The organism is Micromonospora sp. NPDC048170, assembly GCF_040652795.1.
Classification (GTDB): domain Bacteria; phylum Actinomycetota; class Actinomycetes; order Mycobacteriales; family Micromonosporaceae; genus Micromonospora.
The window spans coordinates 21,148-38,038 of the sequence record NZ_JBEZMR010000031.1 but is presented as its reverse complement, the minus strand read 5'-3'; the positions used below and the strand labels follow the sequence as shown (position 1 = coordinate 38,038).

At 72.2% G+C, this 16,891-nt stretch carries 15 protein-coding genes and 1 pseudogene; 8 read left to right on the top strand and 8 right to left on the bottom strand.

Annotated elements, in window-relative coordinates:
• Window positions 1-415: 415 nt before the first annotated feature.
• Together AB0D32_RS27595 and AB0D32_RS27590 are read right to left on the bottom strand one after the other, a co-directional pair.
• A complete protein-coding gene (locus AB0D32_RS27595) occupies window positions 416-634 on the bottom strand; it encodes a hypothetical protein (protein WP_357096393.1) in 219 nt (72 codons plus the stop codon).
• An 83-nt stretch (window positions 635-717) separates the two neighbouring features.
• Window positions 718-903, bottom strand: a pseudogene (locus AB0D32_RS27590) (hypothetical protein); the annotation flags it as partial.
• A gap of 124 nt (window positions 904-1,027) precedes the next feature.
• Between AB0D32_RS27590 and AB0D32_RS27585 the strand changes: the two are divergent.
• Both AB0D32_RS27585 and AB0D32_RS27580 read left to right on the top strand, forming a co-directional pair.
• A complete protein-coding gene (locus AB0D32_RS27585; RefSeq protein WP_357096306.1) occupies window positions 1,028-2,125 on the top strand; it encodes an ionic transporter y4hA in 1,098 nt (365 codons plus the stop codon).
• Between the two features lie 137 nt (window positions 2,126-2,262).
• The gene (locus AB0D32_RS27580; protein ID WP_357096303.1) at window positions 2,263-2,916 is read left to right on the top strand and encodes an HAD family phosphatase; all 654 of its coding nucleotides are present in this window, start codon (window positions 2,263-2,265) and stop codon (window positions 2,914-2,916) included.
• Between the two features lie 50 nt (window positions 2,917-2,966).
• Here the strand turns inward: AB0D32_RS27580 and AB0D32_RS27575 are convergent, their stop codons facing one another.
• The 5 genes from AB0D32_RS27575 to AB0D32_RS27555 form a co-directional block, all read right to left on the bottom strand.
• Window positions 2,967-5,516, bottom strand: coding sequence for an FtsX-like permease family protein (locus AB0D32_RS27575; protein ID WP_357096301.1), 2,550 nt, complete (start codon window positions 5,514-5,516; stop codon window positions 2,967-2,969).
• Window positions 5,516-6,283 (bottom strand): ABC transporter ATP-binding protein, encoded by a 768-nt coding sequence (locus tag AB0D32_RS27570; protein ID WP_357096298.1) that lies wholly within the window; start codon window positions 6,281-6,283, stop codon window positions 5,516-5,518. Before AB0D32_RS27570 ends, AB0D32_RS27575 begins: the two co-directional genes overlap by 1 nt.
• Before the next feature lie 342 nt (window positions 6,284-6,625).
• Window positions 6,626-7,312 (bottom strand): response regulator transcription factor, encoded by a 687-nt coding sequence (locus tag AB0D32_RS27565; RefSeq protein ID WP_357096295.1) that lies wholly within the window; start codon window positions 7,310-7,312, stop codon window positions 6,626-6,628.
• Between the two features lie 25 nt (window positions 7,313-7,337).
• Window positions 7,338-8,531: a sensor histidine kinase gene (locus AB0D32_RS27560; protein WP_357096292.1), complete on the bottom strand. Its 1,194-nt coding sequence runs from the start codon at window positions 8,529-8,531 to the stop codon at window positions 7,338-7,340.
• 153 nt (window positions 8,532-8,684) lie between these two features.
• Window positions 8,685-9,596: a RecB family exonuclease gene (locus AB0D32_RS27555; protein ID WP_357096289.1), complete on the bottom strand. Its 912-nt coding sequence runs from the start codon at window positions 9,594-9,596 to the stop codon at window positions 8,685-8,687.
• A gap of 81 nt (window positions 9,597-9,677) precedes the next feature.
• On the opposite strand from AB0D32_RS27555, the gene AB0D32_RS27550 reads away from it, so the two are divergent.
• From AB0D32_RS27550 to AB0D32_RS27540, 3 genes are all read left to right on the top strand, one after another.
• Window positions 9,678-10,832: a site-2 protease family protein gene (locus tag AB0D32_RS27550; protein WP_357096285.1), complete on the top strand. Its 1,155-nt coding sequence runs from the start codon at window positions 9,678-9,680 to the stop codon at window positions 10,830-10,832.
• 41 nt (window positions 10,833-10,873) lie between these two features.
• Entirely contained in the window at window positions 10,874-11,863 is a 990-nt protein-coding gene (locus AB0D32_RS27545; RefSeq protein ID WP_357096390.1) for a tRNA (adenine-N1)-methyltransferase, read from the top strand.
• A gap of 81 nt (window positions 11,864-11,944) precedes the next feature.
• On the top strand, window positions 11,945-12,517 hold the full coding sequence (locus tag AB0D32_RS27540) for a hypothetical protein (RefSeq protein WP_357096282.1): 573 nt from the start codon (window positions 11,945-11,947) through the stop codon (window positions 12,515-12,517).
• Window positions 12,518-12,600: 83 nt separating this feature from the next.
• On the opposite strand, the gene AB0D32_RS27535 is transcribed toward AB0D32_RS27540, so the two are convergent.
• Window positions 12,601-12,897 carry a ferredoxin gene (locus AB0D32_RS27535; protein ID WP_091106683.1) on the bottom strand — a complete coding sequence of 99 codons (297 nt, stop codon included), beginning with the start codon at window positions 12,895-12,897 and terminating at the stop codon, window positions 12,601-12,603.
• A 177-nt stretch (window positions 12,898-13,074) separates the two neighbouring features.
• Here AB0D32_RS27535 and arc point away from each other — a divergent pair, with 177 nt between their 5' ends.
• The 3 genes from arc (at window position 13,075) to AB0D32_RS27520 (ending at window position 16,885) form a co-directional block, all read left to right on the top strand.
• Window positions 13,075-14,856 (top strand): proteasome ATPase, encoded by a 1,782-nt coding sequence (gene arc, locus AB0D32_RS27530; RefSeq protein ID WP_357096279.1) that lies wholly within the window; start codon window positions 13,075-13,077, stop codon window positions 14,854-14,856.
• A gap of 191 nt (window positions 14,857-15,047) precedes the next feature.
• The gene (dop, locus tag AB0D32_RS27525; protein ID WP_357096276.1) at window positions 15,048-16,565 is read left to right on the top strand and encodes a depupylase/deamidase Dop; all 1,518 of its coding nucleotides are present in this window, start codon (window positions 15,048-15,050) and stop codon (window positions 16,563-16,565) included.
• Window positions 16,566-16,669: 104 nt separating this feature from the next.
• On the top strand, window positions 16,670-16,885 hold the full coding sequence (locus AB0D32_RS27520) for a ubiquitin-like protein Pup (protein WP_091631007.1): 216 nt from the start codon (window positions 16,670-16,672) through the stop codon (window positions 16,883-16,885).
• The last annotated feature ends 6 nt before the right edge of the window (window positions 16,886-16,891 follow it).

Here is a 16,891-nt window from a genome sequence, read left to right as displayed (position 1 = left end):
GCGCCGTCCGCCGCTACGGGCGCGGGGGTGCGGGGGCCTGGAGACTCCAGGGAGCCATCGGCGGCTGCGTGGGACACCCGTGACTCTGGTTCCACCACAACCTCGCTTACTGTCGGTGACCTTCTGCTGCTGCGGGGACTGCCGGCCGCCTACAGTCGGGAGATCCTGCGCTGGGTGGTCCATAGTGTCACCACCGCCGACATGGTGACCGGAATCACTGGTCACGGCCCAGGTTACGATGCCCGCACCAGAGCGGCAACGTCGTGGTGATCTCGTAACGGTAACGCGGGGGCCGCTACAGTCTACAGTGGAGCCACTACCTTAAGTGACTATCCAGCTCGCCGGCGCCCGCGGTGCGACCTGAGCAGGACCACGCCGTTGCTGTCCCCGGTGCGGATCCGCAACCAACCGATCCTCACCGCTCCGCGGCTCCCGACGGTACGCGATCCAGGGTGCTCGGTGACCGCGTCGCCGTGAGCATGCTGTTGGCGGACCTCGGGGCGTCGAGTCGCCTGCCGAGGAGGATCCAGGCGCCCACGGCTGCCATCGGCATCGCCACCAGGAGCATCATCGCGATCTTGTCGAGCCTTCCGCCCTCCACCAGCAGCGCGCCCGTGGGCAGAGACAGAACCATAGCCAGGCGAGGGCGATCTCCTGCAACTGGAAACCCACCGCCAGGCCGCGTACTCGGCGCCGGAGTAGTTCACGCCGCAGCTGGCTCGCGGCCAACAGCAGGTCCGCCGGGCGTTCGGCCAGCCCGAACCCGGTGACGCTCTCGTCGACCGTGCGGGTGCGTCCGTTCGTGAGCCGGGTGAACAGGCCGAGTTCGACGCCGACCGCGAGGGGCCACGGTGGACCTGCCCGGCCGCGTCGCTGTGGGCCGGTGGCGCCTGCCCCACACATCGTCGCCGATCCGGGCACCGCCCGCACCGGCAACCGCCGGACGTCACCGGACCAGGTACGGCACGGCCCAGCTGATCCCGCCGGTTGGCGATCGGATGATCGTCCTTCCTGACAAGGTGGGGGGATGGCCATGCTGTTCCGCTCCCGTCTGACCGACTGGACGGTCTTCGTCCCGGTGCTGGCGATCCTGGTGTTGCTCCTGACCTGGGAGCGCGACCTGTCCGGACCCGCCGTGGTCGTGTTGGCCGTGCTGCTGGCCGGCGCGGTGCTGGCCGCCGTGCACCACGCGGAGGTGGTGGCCCACAGGGTGGGGGAGCCGTACGGCTCGCTCGTGCTCGCCGTGGCCGTCACCGTCATCGAGGTCGCGCTGATCGTCACGCTCATGATCAGCGGCGGCGAGAAGACGGCGTCCCTCGCGCGCGACACCGTCTTCGCGGCCATCATGATCACCTGTAACGGCATCCTCGGGCTGTCGCTGCTGCTCGGCGCGCTGCGCCGCCGGGTGGCGGTGTTCAACTCCGAGGGCACCGGCGGGGCACTGGCCACCGTGACCACCCTCGCCACGCTGAGCCTCGTGGTGCCGAACTTCACCAGCCGGCCGGGCCCGCAGTTCACCCCGGCGCAGCTCACCTTCGCCGCCGTGGTCTCGCTCGCCCTCTACGGCCTGTTCGTCATGGTGCAGACCGGCCGCCACCGTGACTACTTCCTGCCCGTCAACAGTCAGGGACGGGTGCTCGACACGGACGGGCACGCCGAGCAGCCCTCGAACCGGGCCACCCTGATCAGCGCCGGCCTGCTGTTGGTGGCGCTGGTCGCCGTGGTCGGCGACGCCAAGTCGGTGTCCCCGGCGATCGAGTCCGTCGTCACCGGGGCGAACCTGCCCCCGTCGTTCGTCGGTGTGGTCATCGCGCTGCTGGTGCTGCTGCCCGAGACGATCGCCGCCGCCCGGGCCGCCCACCGCGACCGCGTGCAGATCAGCCTGAACCTCGCCCTGGGCTCGGCGATGGCCAGCATCGGCCTGACCATCCCGGCGATAGCGATCGCCTCGATCTGGTTGGAGGGGCCGCTGCTGCTCGGCCTCGGCGGCACCCAGTTGACCCTGCTCGCCCTCACCGTCGTCACCAGTGTGCTGACCGTGGTGCCGGGGCGGGCCACTGTGCTCCAGGGCGGCGTGCACCTGGTGCTGCTCGCCGCGTTCGTCTTCCTCGCCGCCAGCCCCTGACCACCCGAGCCGCCCCTGCGCAACCGTCGGCCAGGTCACCCCACCGGCACCGGGGCGCGCCGGCGGCATGCCGGCTGAGAGGATCCCCGGGTACGCACCCGAGGGAGGACCCACTGAACAGTCACCACCCCGCCGCCGTGCTCTTCGACATGGACGGCACCCTCGTCGACAGCGAGAAGCTGTGGGACGTGGCGCTGCGCGAACTGGCGGCCGAGTACGGCGGCACCCTCTCCGACACCGCCCGCAAGACCATGATCGGCATCAGCATGGCTGCGTCGATGCGCATCCTGCACGACGACCTGGGCCAGCCGGAACGCGACCCCGAGACGAGCGCGGCGTGGATCAACGCCCGCATCCTGGAGCTGTTCCGCACCGGACTGCGCTGGCGCCCCGGCGCGCTGGCCCTGCTGCGGGCCGTCCGGGCGGCGGGCATCCCGACCGCGCTGGTGACCTCCAGCGGCCGGCCCCTCGTGGAGGTGGCCCTGGACACCCTCGGGCGGGACAGCTTCGACGCGGTCGTCTGCGGCGACGAGGTCGACGCGGCCAAGCCGCACCCGGAGCCGTACCTGACCGCCGCCCGGCTGCTCGGCGTGCCGATCGCCCGCTGCGTGGCGATCGAGGACTCGCCGACGGGGGTGGCCAGCGCGCTCGCCGCCGGCGCGGCGGTGCTGGCCGTACCGGCGGAGGTGCCGATCGGGCCCTTGGACGGCGTACACCAGTTGGAGAGCCTGACCGGCGCGGACCTGGAACTGCTGGCCGCGCTGCTCGGCGCGCCCCCGCCCGGCGCCTGACGTGACGAGGGGCCCCGCCGACCGGCGGGGCCCCTCGTCGTCGATCGGGATCAGTCGTGCGCGATGGCGCCGAGCACGTTGATCCGGGCGGCCCGGACCGCCGGGAGCGCCGCGGCGACCACCCCGACGATCGCGGCGAGACCGAGGAAGACCCCCATCTGGGTCCAGGGCAGCACCAGGTCGGTGATCCCCTCGTCCCGCAGCGCCTCGACCACGGCCGCGCCGAGGCCGGCGCCGACGACGACGCCGAGCAGCGCGCCGAAGACCGAGATCACCACCGCCTCCACGGTGATCATCCGCATGGTCTGCGCCCGGCGCAGGCCGATCGCCCGCAGCAGACCCAGCTCCCGGGTGCGCTCCAGCACCGACAGCGCCAGGGTGTTGATGATGCCGAGGACGGCGATCACGATGGCCAGCGCCAGCAGGATCTGGATCATCGTGAGCAGCCCGTCCAACTGGCCGGTCTGCTGCTCGATGAACGCCTCCCGGTCGGCCACCGACACTTCGGGGGAGTCGGCCAGCAGCGCCTCGATCTGCGGCTGCACGTCGGCCACCCGGGTGCCCGGGGCCAGCTGGATGAAGCCCTGGATCGGCTGCGGGATGGTGAAGCCGCGCGCCGCCTCCGCCGGCAGCACCACCGGGTTGGTCAGCTGGGAACTGGCGTAGATGCCGGTCACCGTGTAGGTCTGTGCCTCACCCCGGGACGTCTGCACCGGCACCTTCGACCCCACGGAGAGGCCGCGCGCCTTCGCGGTGTCCGAACTGACCAGCATCTCGTCCGGCGCCAGCCGGTCGATGTTCCCCGCGGTCGGCTCGGCCCCGAAGATCTGCCGCAGCGCGGCCACGTCGCTGCTCGCCGCCACCCAGGTGCGCTCGCCGCCGACCATCGCCAGGTCGCCGTACTCGCCGTCGGCCAGGCGCACCCCGGGGATCGCGGCGGCCTTCTCCAGCACCGCCGGGTCGAAGCTCGGCGGCCGGGGGCCGCTCTGCGCCCCGGCGATCACCAGTTCCGCCTTCAGGTTGTCCTGGGCGAGCCCGCCGATGCTGCTCTTCGCCGAGTCCAGGATCACCGTCACCCCGGTGACCAGGGCGATGCCGACCATCAGCGCGGCGGCGGTGATGGCGGTACGGCGCGGGTTGCGCCCGGAGTTGAGCCGACCCAGCTTGCCCGGCACGGACCAGGCGAAGATCGCGCCGAGCAGGCTCACTACCGGCCGGCTGATCAGCGGGGTGAGCAGGGCGACGCCGATGAAGGCGAACAGCACCCCGCCGAGGATGGTGACCAGGGTGCTGCCCCCGGCGTTGCCGGTGAGGCCCAGGGCCAGCAGCGCGCCGCCGATGGCGGTGACGATCGCCCCGGCCACGGTGACCTTGGTCAGCGGGCGGTCGGGGGTGGCCACGTCCTGCATCGCCGCGATCGGCGGGATCCGGGACGCCCGCAGTGCCGGCAGCAGCGCCGCCACCACGGTGATCACCAGGCCGACGGCGAACGCGCCGATCACGGCGGAGAGCGGCACCCCGACCCCCGCCAGGGTCAGCCCGCCGGCGAACGTGCTGAACAGGTACGCCAGCAGCGCGCCGATGCCGATGCCGGCGCCGAGGCCGAGCACCGAGGCCACCAGCCCCACCGCGACGGCCTCCAGTACCACCGATCCGATGATCTGCCGGCCGCTGGCCCCGACGGCGCGCATCAGCGCCAGTTCCCGGGTGCGCTGCGCCACGATGATCGAGAAGGTGTTGAGGATGAGGAAGGTGCCCACCAGCAGCGCCACCGCGGCGAAGCCGAGCAGGATCCGGTTGAAGAAGGACAACGCCTCCTTCATGCCGGCCGCCGCGTCCTCGGACAGCTGCGTACCGGTCTTCACCTCGAACTCGGCGCCCACCGCGGCGGCCACGGCGTCGCGCAGTTCCTCGTCCGACACCCCGCCGGCGGCGGTGACCGAGATGTTGCTGTAGGTGTCCGGCGCGCCGAGCATCAGCCGCTGCGCGACCGGCGTGGTGAACATGATCTCGTTGGCGCCACCGATGGAGTCCCGGCCGCCGCTGTAGCCGAACAGGCCGACGATGGTGAACTCCTGCTTGGGCGCGAGGGTCAGCACGCCGACCCGGTCGCCGACCTTCACCTTGCCGGCCACCGCGAGCGCCTTGTTGATGACGATCTCGTCGTCGGCCTGCGGCGCCCGCCCCTCACGCAGCTGCACCAGGTCGCTCTCGCCGGTCCAGTTCTCGCCCAACTGGGGCGGACCGAACGAGGCGACCGCCTTGCCGTTGCTGCCGATCAGCCGGGCCCCGTCGACGCCGACGACGCCGGTGGCCTCGGCCACCCCGGGCACCGCCCGGACCTTCTCCAGCGTGGCCGCTGGCACCGGCGAGGTGGCCTGCATGCCCTCGGTCTCGCCGATGTCGATCTTCGGCTTGGCGGCGACGTTGACGTCCACGCCCTCGTACGCGTCGGCGAAGATCGCGTCGAACGAGCGGCCGAGGGTGTCGGTGAGCACGAACGCACCGGAGACGAACATGACGCCCAGCACCACCGCCAGGCCGGAGAGGATCAGCCGGACCTTGCGGGCCAGCAGGCTCTTCAGGGTCGCCCTGAACATCAGCGCGCCACCTCGGCGGGGGTGTCCAGCTTCTTCATGGTGTCCAGCACCGTGTCGGCGGTCGGCTCGATCAGCTCGGAGACGATCTGCCCGTCGGCGAGGAAGACCACCCGGTCGGCGTACGCGGCGGCGGTCGGATCGTGGGTGACCATCACGATGGTCTGCCCGTGCTCGCGCACCGAGTTGCGCAGGAAGTTCAGCACCTCCGCGCCGGCACGCGAGTCCAGGTTGCCGGTCGGCTCGTCGGCGAAGATCACCTCGGGCCGGGCGACCAGCGCGCGGGCGCAGGCCACCCGCTGCTGCTGGCCCCCGGAGAGCTGCGCCGGCCGGTGGTCCAGCCGGTCCCGCAGCCCCACCGTGGCGATCACCGTGTCGTACCAGGCCGGATCCGGCTTGCGCCCGGCGATCGACAGCGGCAGCAGGATGTTCTCCTTGGCCGTCAGCGTCGGCAGCAGGTTGAACTGCTGGAAGATGAAGCCGACCTTGTCCCGGCGCAGCTTCGTCAGGCCCGCGTCGCCCAGGCCGGTCACCGTGGTGTCGCCGATCGACACCGTCCCCCGGGTCACCGAGTCCAGCCCCGCGAGGCAGTGCATCAACGTCGACTTGCCCGAGCCCGACGGTCCCATGATCGCCGTGAACCGGCCCCGCTCGAACTCCGCGCTCACCCCCCGCAGTGCGATGACCTGCGCCTCGCCACTGCCGTACACCTTCCACACGTCGTTCGCCCGGGCCGCGGCCTGCGCCTGCTGGCCTACCGTCGCGGTCACGTCATCTACCTCTTCCGTCTGTCCTTCGATCCGCGCCGCCCCCGCTGGTCCGGCGCGGCAGTTCCATCATCTGTGCCCGCCGGCGCCGATCCGTCCGACTCCGGTCGGAGCCACGGCGGATTTCACGCTGCGGGTGCCCCCCCAGTGCCGACTCAGGGTTGCCCCTGAGTCGGCGATCGGTCGACGGCTTTTTCCGCCGGCCGGGACCGATCCTGCACAGTGACGCCGCGTCAGGGTCAACCTCCCGGCGCCGTCTCCGGTCACGGTAGGTGACGGCGACAACCGCGCCGCCGGGCCCCGGCACATTCCCTGGTACGCCGTGGACCGGCCGGCGACGAGGCGTTACGCCCGCGGGCGGACCAGACCCGACTCGTACGCCAGCACCACGGCCTGCACCCGATCGCGCAGCCCCAGCTTCGTCAACACGTGCCCGACGTGGGTCTTGATGGTGGTCTCGCTGACCGACAAGGCCCGGGCGATCTCGGCGTTGGACAGCCCCCTGGCCATGTGCACGAGCACCTCCCGTTCCCGCTCGGTCAGCGCGCCCAGCACCCGGGGCGGCGTTGCCGCGGGGTCGGGCAGCGCGTCGGCGAACCGGTCCAGCAGGCGCCGGAGGATGCGCGGCGCCACCACCGCGTCCCCGGCGGCCACGGTGCGGATGGCGGCCACCAGGTCGTCGGCCGGCACGTCCTTGGCCAGGAAACCGCTCGCCCCGGCCCGCAGCGCCCCCACCACGTACTCGTCCAGGTCGAAGGTGGTCAGGATCAGCACCCGCACCGGCAGCCGGGCGTCGACGATCGCCCGCGTCGCGGCGACCCCGTCCATCCGCGGCATCCGGATGTCCATCAGCACCACGTCGGGCAGCAGCCGGCGGGACAGCTCCACCGCCTCCAGGCCGTCGGCGGCCTCGGCCACGATGTCCAGGTCGTCCTCCGTGCCCAGCACCATCCGGAAGCCCGTACGCAGCAGCGGCTGGTCGTCGGCGAGCAGGATGCGCACCGGTCGTGCCGGCACCGTCGTGTCGGTCACCTGGTTCCCCCGTTCCGATCCCCGGTCACGCCGCCGCGCCCCGGGGATCCACCGGGATCCTCGCGGACACCCGGAAGCCCCCGCCCGGGCGTGCCCCGGTGCGCAGGACACCACCGTAGAGGGCGACCCGCTCCCGCATCCCGACCAGGCCGTGCCCGATCCGGTCGCCGTCCGGCCCGGGGCCGCGCCCGGTGTCGGTGATCTCCACGTCGACCGTGCCCCCGTCGAAGCCCAGCAGCACCTGCACGGTGGCTGAGCCGGCGTGCTTGAGCGTGTTGGTCAGCGCCTCCTGGGTGATCCGGTAGAGGGTCAGCGCCACCCCCTCCTCCAGCGCCCCCGGGGTGCCCCGGACCCGCAGGGTCACCGGCAGGCCGGCCTCGCGTACCTGCTCGACCAGCGCCTCGATGCCGGCGAGTCCCGGTTGCGGGGCCAGGTCGGCGGCCGGCTCGGCATCGGTACGCAGCACGTCGAGCAGCCGGCGCAGCTCCCGCAGCGTGGCCCGGCTGGTCTCCTCGATGGTGGCGATCGCCCCGTCGGCCGCGACCGGATCCCGGGGCAGTACGCGACGGGCGCCCGTGGCGAGCACCCCCATCACGCTGACGTGGTGCGCGACCACGTCGTGCAGTTCCCGGGCGATGCGGCGACGCTCGTCGGCGACCGCCCGCTCGGCCAGCGAACGCTGGTTCTCCTCGGCGGCCCGGGCCCGCTCCCGCAGCGCCTCCGTGGAGGCCCGGCGGGCGTGCACGGCCCGTCCCACCGAGTACGACACCACCCCGATCAGCAGATTGTTCAGCACCAGGTACGTGGAGTTGACCTCCGCCAGCAGTTCGTCGGGCGGCGCGGCGGCGCTCGTGACCCCGACCGGGACCCACAGCGCCAGCGCCGCCACGGCCGCCGTACCCGGTGGCCCGGCGGCGGCCATCGTGTAGGTGAGCACCATGAAGGTCAGGCCCTGCGCGGTCGGCGCGGGACCGACCAGCAGGGGCACCGCCAGGGTCGCCACCGCCATCCCGACCGCCGCCCACGGCGCCACCCGCCGCCACACCACCGGCGCGGCACAGACCACGCTCCAGCCCAGCGCCGCCAGCAGCCGTCCCGGCCAGTACTCGCGGGGCGTCAGCGCCGTGAGCACCACCTCCGCGACGACGAGCCCGCCGGCGAGGAGCACGTCCGCGGCGAGCGGGTGCCCGCGCAGCCACGCCCGGGGCCCAGAAGTCATACCGCGACGCTATCCGGCGACGCGCCCGATTGATCGTCGCGGACGGTGAACCCCGCCTCCTCCCTCAGGAGGAGAGTCACTCATCCCCGGCGGGGCGGCGCTGGCCCCACGCGGTCATCCGCCGGCCCGTGCGGTTGTTCGCCGGCTCCGTGGTCACTCGTCGGCCCCCGGAGGCGTCGGGCGGGACCGGGCGTCGCGCAGCGGATCCGGCGCCGCCTGCGTCGGGAACGGCGGCGGCGTGCCCCCGAAGGTCGGGCAGAGAGCCTGGTGGCTGCACCAGTCGCAGAGCCGGCTCGGCCTGGGGCGGAAATCCTGCTGGGCGGTCGCCTGCTCGATCGCCCGCCACAACGCCACCACCGTGCGCTCAAAGCGCAGCAGCTCGTCGGCGTCCGGGGCGTAGTCGCAGACCTCCGCGTCCTTCAGGTAGAGCAGCCGCAGCACCCGGGGCACCACGCCCCGGGTGCGCCAGAGCACCAGCGCGTAGAACTTGAGCTGGAACAACGCCCGCGCCTCGAACGCCTCCCGCGGCGCACCGCCGGTCTTGTAGTCGACCACCCGCAGCGCCCCGTCGGGCGCCACGTCGAGCCGGTCGACGTAGCCCCGGATCAGCAGCTCCTCGTCGACCACCGCCGAGATCAGGCTCTCCCGCTCGGCCGGCTCCAACCGGCGCGGGTCCTCCACCGTGAAGTAGCCCTCCAGCAGTCCGGCGGCGGACCGGAGGAACTCGGCCGCCGCCGGGGAGTCGCCGTCGGCGAACAGCGCCGCCAGCTCGGGCTGCTCGGTGACCAACCGATCCCACTGCGGGGCCACCAGGTCGCCCGCCGCCGTCGGGGTGCGCCCGGCGGCCGGCAGGTCGAACAACCGCTCCAGCACCGCGTGCACCAGCGTGCCCCGGGCCTGCTCGACGGTCGGCCGCTCGGGCAGCCGGTCGATGCTGCGGAACCGGTAGAGCAGCGGGCAGGTCTTGAAATCCGCCGCCCGCGACGGCGACAGCGAGGCCCGCACCGTCGCCGGGACCTCGGCCGGGGTCGAGGACTGCTGCGTGGTCACCGGTTGCGCCGTCATGCCCGGAAGGTTAGGGCACCGGTATGACACCACCGCCGTCGCCGCACCGGCGCATGATCCCCGCCGCGTAGCATCGAGCCGATGGAGCAGACGAGGCGACCGCGCCGCCGGCCCGACGCGCGGACCGGCCTGACCGTCGGCAGGGTGTTCGGGGTGCCACTGCACCTCAACGGCTCGATGGTGCTGCTCACCCTGCTGGTGACCGTGCTGTACGCCGAGTTCGCCCGCCGCCAGCTCGATCTCTCGCAGCTCGCCGGCTACCTGATCGGCTTCGGCTTCGTGGTCTCCCTGCTCGGCTCGGTGCTCCTGCACGAGCTCGGCCACGCCCTCACCGCCCGCCGCTACGGCATCGGTGTGCGCGGGATCACCCTGGAGCTGCTCGGCGGCTACACCGAGATGGACCGGGACGCCCCGACACCCCGGATCGACCTGCTGGTGTCCCTCGCCGGCCCGGCCGTCTCCGCCGTGCTCGGCGTGCTCGCGGTCGCCGCCACCCTCGCCCTGCCCGACCGCACCCTGGCCAACCAGCTCGCGTTCCAGCTGGCGGTGAGCAACGTCATCGTCGCGCTGTTCAACATCCTGCCCGGGCTGCCGCTCGACGGCGGGCGGGCGCTGCGGGCGGCGGTCTGGGCGGTCACCCGCGACCGGCACCGCGGCACCGAGGTCGCCGGCTGGGTGGGACGCGTCGTGGCCGTCGGCACCGCCGCGCTGGTCGCCCTGCTCACCCTCACCCGTGACCTGGTGCCGCTGGCGCTGCCGCTGATGCTGCTCGTCGCGTTCACCCTGTGGCGCGGTGCCGGCCAGTCGATCCGGATGGCCCGGATCAGCCGACGCTTCCCGCTGATCGACCTGTCCCGGCTGGCCCGGCCGGTGCTCGCCGTGCCCACCGGTACGCCGCTGGCCGAGGCGCACCGGCGGCGCGTCGACGGGGGCACCCCGGACGCCGCGCTCCTCGTCACCGACACCGCCGGGCGGCCGATCGCCCTGGTCGACCCGGCCGCGGCGCAGGCCGTGCCCGTGGAACGCCGACCGTGGCTGGCCGTCGACGCGGTCGCCCGCTCGCTGGCCGCGCTGCCCTCGATGCCGGTCGGTCTGGACGGGGAACGCGTGATGGAGACGGTGCAGACCCACCCGGGCGCGCAGTACGTGGTGACCTCAGGCGAAGATGTCGTCGGCATCCTGCACATCGCGGATCTGGCTCAGCTCCTCGAACCTCAACGGAAGATGAACACGTGACCGCAACTCCCCCCGTCGCCCCGGCCGACCCGGGCACCCCGGTGCCCGCCGACACCCCGGCGTTGCCCCCCGTGCACCGCGGCCCGTTCCGGCCCGGCGACCGGGTGCAGCTGACCGACCCCAAGGGGCGCATGCACACGGTCACCCTGGAGCCGGGCAAGGCGTTCCACACCCACCGCGGCATCCTGGAGCACGAGGCGCTGATCGGCCTGCCCGACGGCAGCGTGGTCACCACCTCCGGCGGCGGCACCGCGTTCCTCGCCCTGCGTCCGCTGCTGTCGGACTACGTGCTCTCCATGCCACGCGGCGCCCAGGTGATCTACCCGAAGGACTCCGCCCAGATCGTCGCCATGGGCGACATCTTCCCCGGCGCCAAGGTCCTGGAGGCCGGCGCCGGCTCCGGCGCGCTGTCCTGCTCGCTGCTGCGCGCCGTCGGCACCGAGGGTGAGCTGCACTCCTTCGAGGTGCGCGACGACTTCGCCCAGATCGCCCGGCGCAACGTCGAGGCGTTCTTCAACAGGCCGCACCCGGCGTGGCACCTGCACGTCGGCGACGTCGCCGGCTGCACCGAGACCGGTTTCGACCGGATCATCCTCGACATGCTCACCCCGTGGGAGACCCTCGACATGGTCGAGCGGGCCCTGGTGCCCGGCGGCGTGTTCATCGGCTACGTCGCCACCACCCCGCAGCTCTCCGAGCTGGTCGAGGCGCTGCGCGAGCGCGGCGGCTGGACCGAGCCGCGGGCCTGGGAGTCGCTGGTCCGCGACTGGCACGCCGAGGGCCTGGCCGTGCGACCGGACCACCGCATGATCGCGCACACCGCGTTCCTGGTCTCCGCGCGTAAACTCGCCCCCGGCGTCACCGCTCCGCCGCGCCGCCGCAAGCCGAGCAAGGGCGCCGAGGCGTACGCCGAACGCCGCCAGGCGCTACGCGAGGTCGAGGCCGCCAGGCAGGCGGCGGCAGCCGAGGCCCAGCAGTCGACGGCGGAAGCCCAGCGGGTAGCGGCGGCCGGTGACCCGGAACGGCCGTGACGGCACGGCGGGGCGACGAGGAGTGAACGGACGGATCCCGCCCGCCGGCGCGCGCCGGCGGGCCGGGCACGGGGAGGTGGCATGAGCCGGCCGGGTTTCGGCGGGGGTGACCTGCCGGCGGTGTTCCCGGACTGGTCGCCCTACCAGGACCTCGAATCGGCGGCCCGGGCGTACCTGCGGGATCCCGACGTCGCGCTGGAGGCGCTCGGCGGGGTGCTGCGGGGCGCGTCGGTGCTCGGCTTCACCCTGGAACGCTTCGTCAACGAGGTGAACGGGGTGTGGCAGGAGGTCGTGGTCTGCGACGGCAGCCGGCTCGTCCTCTGGCACGGCGAGGACGTGCCGCCGGGGGAGGGGCCGGCGGGGTCGATGACCTCGTCGCTGCGGGTGGTGCCGGTCTCCACGGTGACCGAGGTCGGCTGCCGGCGCCGGCTGACCCGCGACGACGACGGCGGGATCCAGGTCGACAGCATCGACGTCTACCTGCTGCTCACCTCGCTGGACGAGGCGCCGCCCAGCGACGAGTCGGTCGGCGCGCCCCGACACGACGCGCTGCGCTTCGGCAAGACCCTCGACGACGGCGGCGCCGGGCAGATCGCCCGCCTGGAGGAGTTCGCCCGCCTGGTCGCCTCGGTGGTCGGCCGCCCGATGCTCTGAGCCGTACGACCGGACCGGCCGCGCCAGGCGGGGCGCGCGGCCGGGGTCGTCCCTCCGCGCCCGACGGCACGGGGGACAGGCCGTCAGTCCTCCTCGGCCTCCGGGCCGGCCACCTCGACGCCGTCGCTGCCGCGCACCACGTGGATGCACTCGCCCGGGCATTCCTTCGCCGAGTCGATGACCTCGAGGCGCAGGTGTTCCGGCACGTCGACCCGGCTGCCCGGGGCCAGCCGCAGCTCGCCGTCGGGTCCCTTGACGTACGCGAGCCCGTCGACGTCGAATTCGAAGACCTCGGGCGCGTACTGCACGCAGAGCCCGTCTCCCGTGCAGAGATCCTGGTCAACCCAGACCTGCAGCTGATCCGTCACGACCTCCGCCACGGCGTAACCCCCATGTTCTCCCGTCCCACGCCCCGACGGTACCCGAACGCCGGGACCGGCCCCCGGGGCCACCCTTCGCGATCAAGGTTCGGTGACGAGCGCGTTGCGTGGGACCGAATCGGCCTCATAGCGGCTAGTGTTAGGGCAGAACGTTCAAGCCCCCCGGGGAGGTGGGACGTGGCACGCAGCGACGACGCGGACTCGCGCGCCGCACGGTGGGAGAAGGAGGCCCACGATCTCTCCACGCAGGTCGCGTTCCTTCAGGAGGAACTCGCCCTGGTGCGGCGCAAGTTGACCGAAAGCCCCCGACACGTCCGGCAGCTCGAAGAGCGGTTGGCGGCCACCCAGGCACAGTTGGCGCGGCTGACAGAGAACAACGACCGGCTCGTGAGCACCCTCAAGGAGGCGCGCGCGCAGATCGTGACGCTCAAGGAGGAGATCGACCGCCTCGCGCAACCGCCGAGTGGTTATGGCGTCTTCCTCGCGCGGCACGACGACGGCACGGTGGACGTCTTCACCGGCGGGCGCAAGCTCCGCGTCGCCGTCTCGCCCTCGCTGGACGTCGCCGAGTTGCGGCGCGGCCAGGAGGTCCTGCTCAACGACGCGCTCAACATCGTCGACGCGCTCGGCTACGAGCGGGTCGGCGAGGTGGTGATGCTCAAGGAGATCCTCGCGGGTCCCGACGACGGCCCGGGCGACCGGGCGCTGGTGGTCTCGCACTCCGACGAGGAGCGCATCGTGCACCTCGCCGAGTCCCTGATCGGCGCGCCGATCAGGGCCGGCGACTCGCTCATGATCGAGCCCCGCTCGGCGTACGCGTACGAGCGGATCCCGAAGAGCGAGGTCGAGGAACTGGTCCTGGAGGAGGTGCCCGACGTCGGCTACACCGACATCGGTGGCCTCCACTCGCAGATCGAGCAGATCCGCGACGCGGTGGAGCTGCCCTTCCTGCACGCCGACCTGTTCCGTGAGCACCAGCTCCGCCCGCCGAAGGGCATCCTGCTCTACGGCCCGCCCGGCTGCGGCAAGACGCTGATCGCCAAGGCGGTGGCCAACTCGCTGGCGAAGAAGATCGCCGAGCGGGAGGGCAAGGAGCGGCACACCAGCTTCTTCCTCAACATCAAGGGCCCGGAGCTGCTCAACAAGTACGTCGGCGAGACCGAGCGGCACATCCGGCTGATCTTCCAACGGGCCCGCGAGAAAGCCGGCGAGGGCACCCCGGTCATCGTGTTCTTCGACGAGATGGACTCGATCTTCCGGACCCGTGGCTCCGGTGTCTCCTCCGACGTGGAGAACACCATCGTCCCGCAGTTGCTCAGCGAGATCGACGGTGTGGAGGGGCTGGAGAACGTCATCGTCATCGGCGCCTCCAACCGGGAAGACATGATCGACCCGGCGATCCTGCGCCCCGGCCGACTCGACGTGAAGATCAAGATCGAGCGGCCGGACGCCGAGGCGGCCAAGGACATCTTCTCCAAGTACATCCTCTCCGGGCTGCCGCTGCACCCGGACGATCTGGCCGAGCACGGCGGCGACCCCCAGGCCACCGTCGCGGCGATGATCGACGCGGTCGTGCTGCGGATGTACTCGGAGACCGAGGAGAACCGCTTCCTCGAGGTCACCTACGCCAACGGCGACAAGGAAGTCCTCTACTTCAAGGACTTCAACTCGGGGGCGATGATCCAGAACATCGTCGACCGGGGCAAGAAGATGGCCATCAAGGAGTTCCTCACCTCCGGACGCAAAGGCCTGCGCCTGCAACACCTCCTCGACGCCTGCGTCGACGAGTTCCGGGAGAACGAGGACCTGCCCAACACCACCAACCCCGACGACTGGGCCCGCATCTCCGGCAAGAAGGGCGAACGGATCGTCTACATCCGTACGCTCGTCTCCGGCGGCAAGGGCGCGGAGGCCGGCCGGTCCATCGAGACCGCCAGCAACACCGGCCAGTACCTCTGACGGACATCCGCACGGGGCCCGCGACGCGACGCGTCGCGGGCCCCGGCCCGTCCGGGCCGCCCCTCCGACCAGAGACGGCTCGGCGACGGCCGTGCCGGCGTCGCCCCGGTCCGGCGTGCCCCCTTCCGCCGCGCGGCCGACTACGCTCGACGTGACGGGGGACCGGTCGGGCGAGCGAAGCGGGTAGGTCGATGAGCGTTAGACGGATCATGGGCACCGAGGTCGAGTACGGCATCTCCGTTCCCGGCCAGGCCGGGGCCAACCCCATGGTCACCTCCTCCCAGGTGGTCAACGCCTACGGGGCACGCCCCGAACTCAACAGGGGCGGCCGTGCCCGCTGGGACTACGAGGAGGAGTCGCCGCTGCGGGACGCGCGCGGCTTCACCTACTCCGGTGCCGCGTACGACCCGGCCGAGGCGCTCGCCGACGAGGACCTCGGGCTCGCCAACGTGATACTCACCAACGGGGCGCGGCTCTACGTCGACCACGCCCACCCGGAATACTCCACACCCGAGGTGACCAACCCGCTGGACCTGGTGCGCTGGGACAAGGCGGGGGAACGGGTGATGGCCGAGGCGGCCCGCCGCGCCGCCACCATTCCCGGCACCCACCCGATCCACCTCTACAAGAACAACACCGACAACAAGGGCGCCAGCTACGGCTCCCACGAGAACTACCTGATGCGCCGCCAGACGCCGTTCGCCGACATCGTCGCGTACCTGACGCCGTTCTTCGTGACCCGGCAGATCGTCTGTGGCGCCGGTCGGGTCGGCATCGGCCAGGACGGCGGGCAGAGCGGCTTCCAGATCTCCCAGCGTGCGGACTTCTTCGAGGTCGAGGTCGGCCTGGAGACCACCCTCAAGCGCCCGATCATCAACACCCGCGACGAGCCGCACGCCGACGCCGACAAGTACCGCCGGCTGCACGTCATCATCGGCGACGCGAACCTGTCGGAGATCTCCACGTACCTCAAGGTCGGCACGACGGCGCTGATCCTCACGATGATCGAGGAGAAGGCGCTCGGCCCCGACCTCGGCATCGCCGACCCGGTCAGCGAGCTGCGGGCCGTCAGCCACGACCCGTCCCTGACGCACCGGATGCGGCTGCGCGACGGGCGGCGGCTGACCGCCCTGGACCTGCAGTGGGCGTACTACGAGCGGGTCCGGTCCTTCGTGGACGACCGCTACGGCAGCGACGCCGACGCGCAGACCCTCGACGTGCTCGCCCGCTGGGAGCGTGTGCTGGACAGGCTGGGCCGCGACGTCATGCTCTGCGCCGACGAGCTGGACTGGGTGGCCAAGCTGCGGCTGCTGGAGGGTTACCGGGAGCGGGAGCAGCTCGGCTGGGGCTCGCACAAGCTCCAACTGGTCGACCTGCAGTACTCCGACGTCCGCCCGGAGAAGGGCCTCTACCACCGGCTGGTCTCCCGCGGCGCGATGAGGACGCTGCTCGACGACGAGCAGACCCGTACCGCGATGACCGAACCGCCGGAGGACACCCGGGCCTACTTCCGTGGCCGCTGCCTGGCCCAGTACGCCTCCGAGGTCGTCGCGGCCAGCTGGGACTCGGTCATCTTCGACGTCGGGCGGGAATCGCTGGTGCGGGTGCCGATGATGGAGCCGGAGCGCGGCACCCGCAAGCACGTCGGCGCACTCTTCGACCGGTGCCCCAGCGCCAAGGACCTGTTGGAGACCCTCACCGGCGGCTGACCGTCGTCGACGGATGCCCGTCGCGTGCCGAAGCCGGCGCGCGGCGGGCTTTTCGTCGCCTCCGCGAGGTAAGTTGATCGCAGGCGATCGTGGAGGAGGCAGCAATGGCCACTCGTGACAGCGGCGGGCAGTCGCAGTCGGGCAAGTCGCGTCAGGGCGAGGAAGTCGAGGACGTCACCACGGAGGCGAACCCGGAGGTCGCCGAGCGGCACGCCGAGATCACCGAGGACGTCGACGACCTGCTCGACGAGATCGACTCCGTCCTCGAGGAGAACGCCGAGGAATTCGTGCGCGGTTACGTGCAAAAGGGCGGTCAATGATACCTT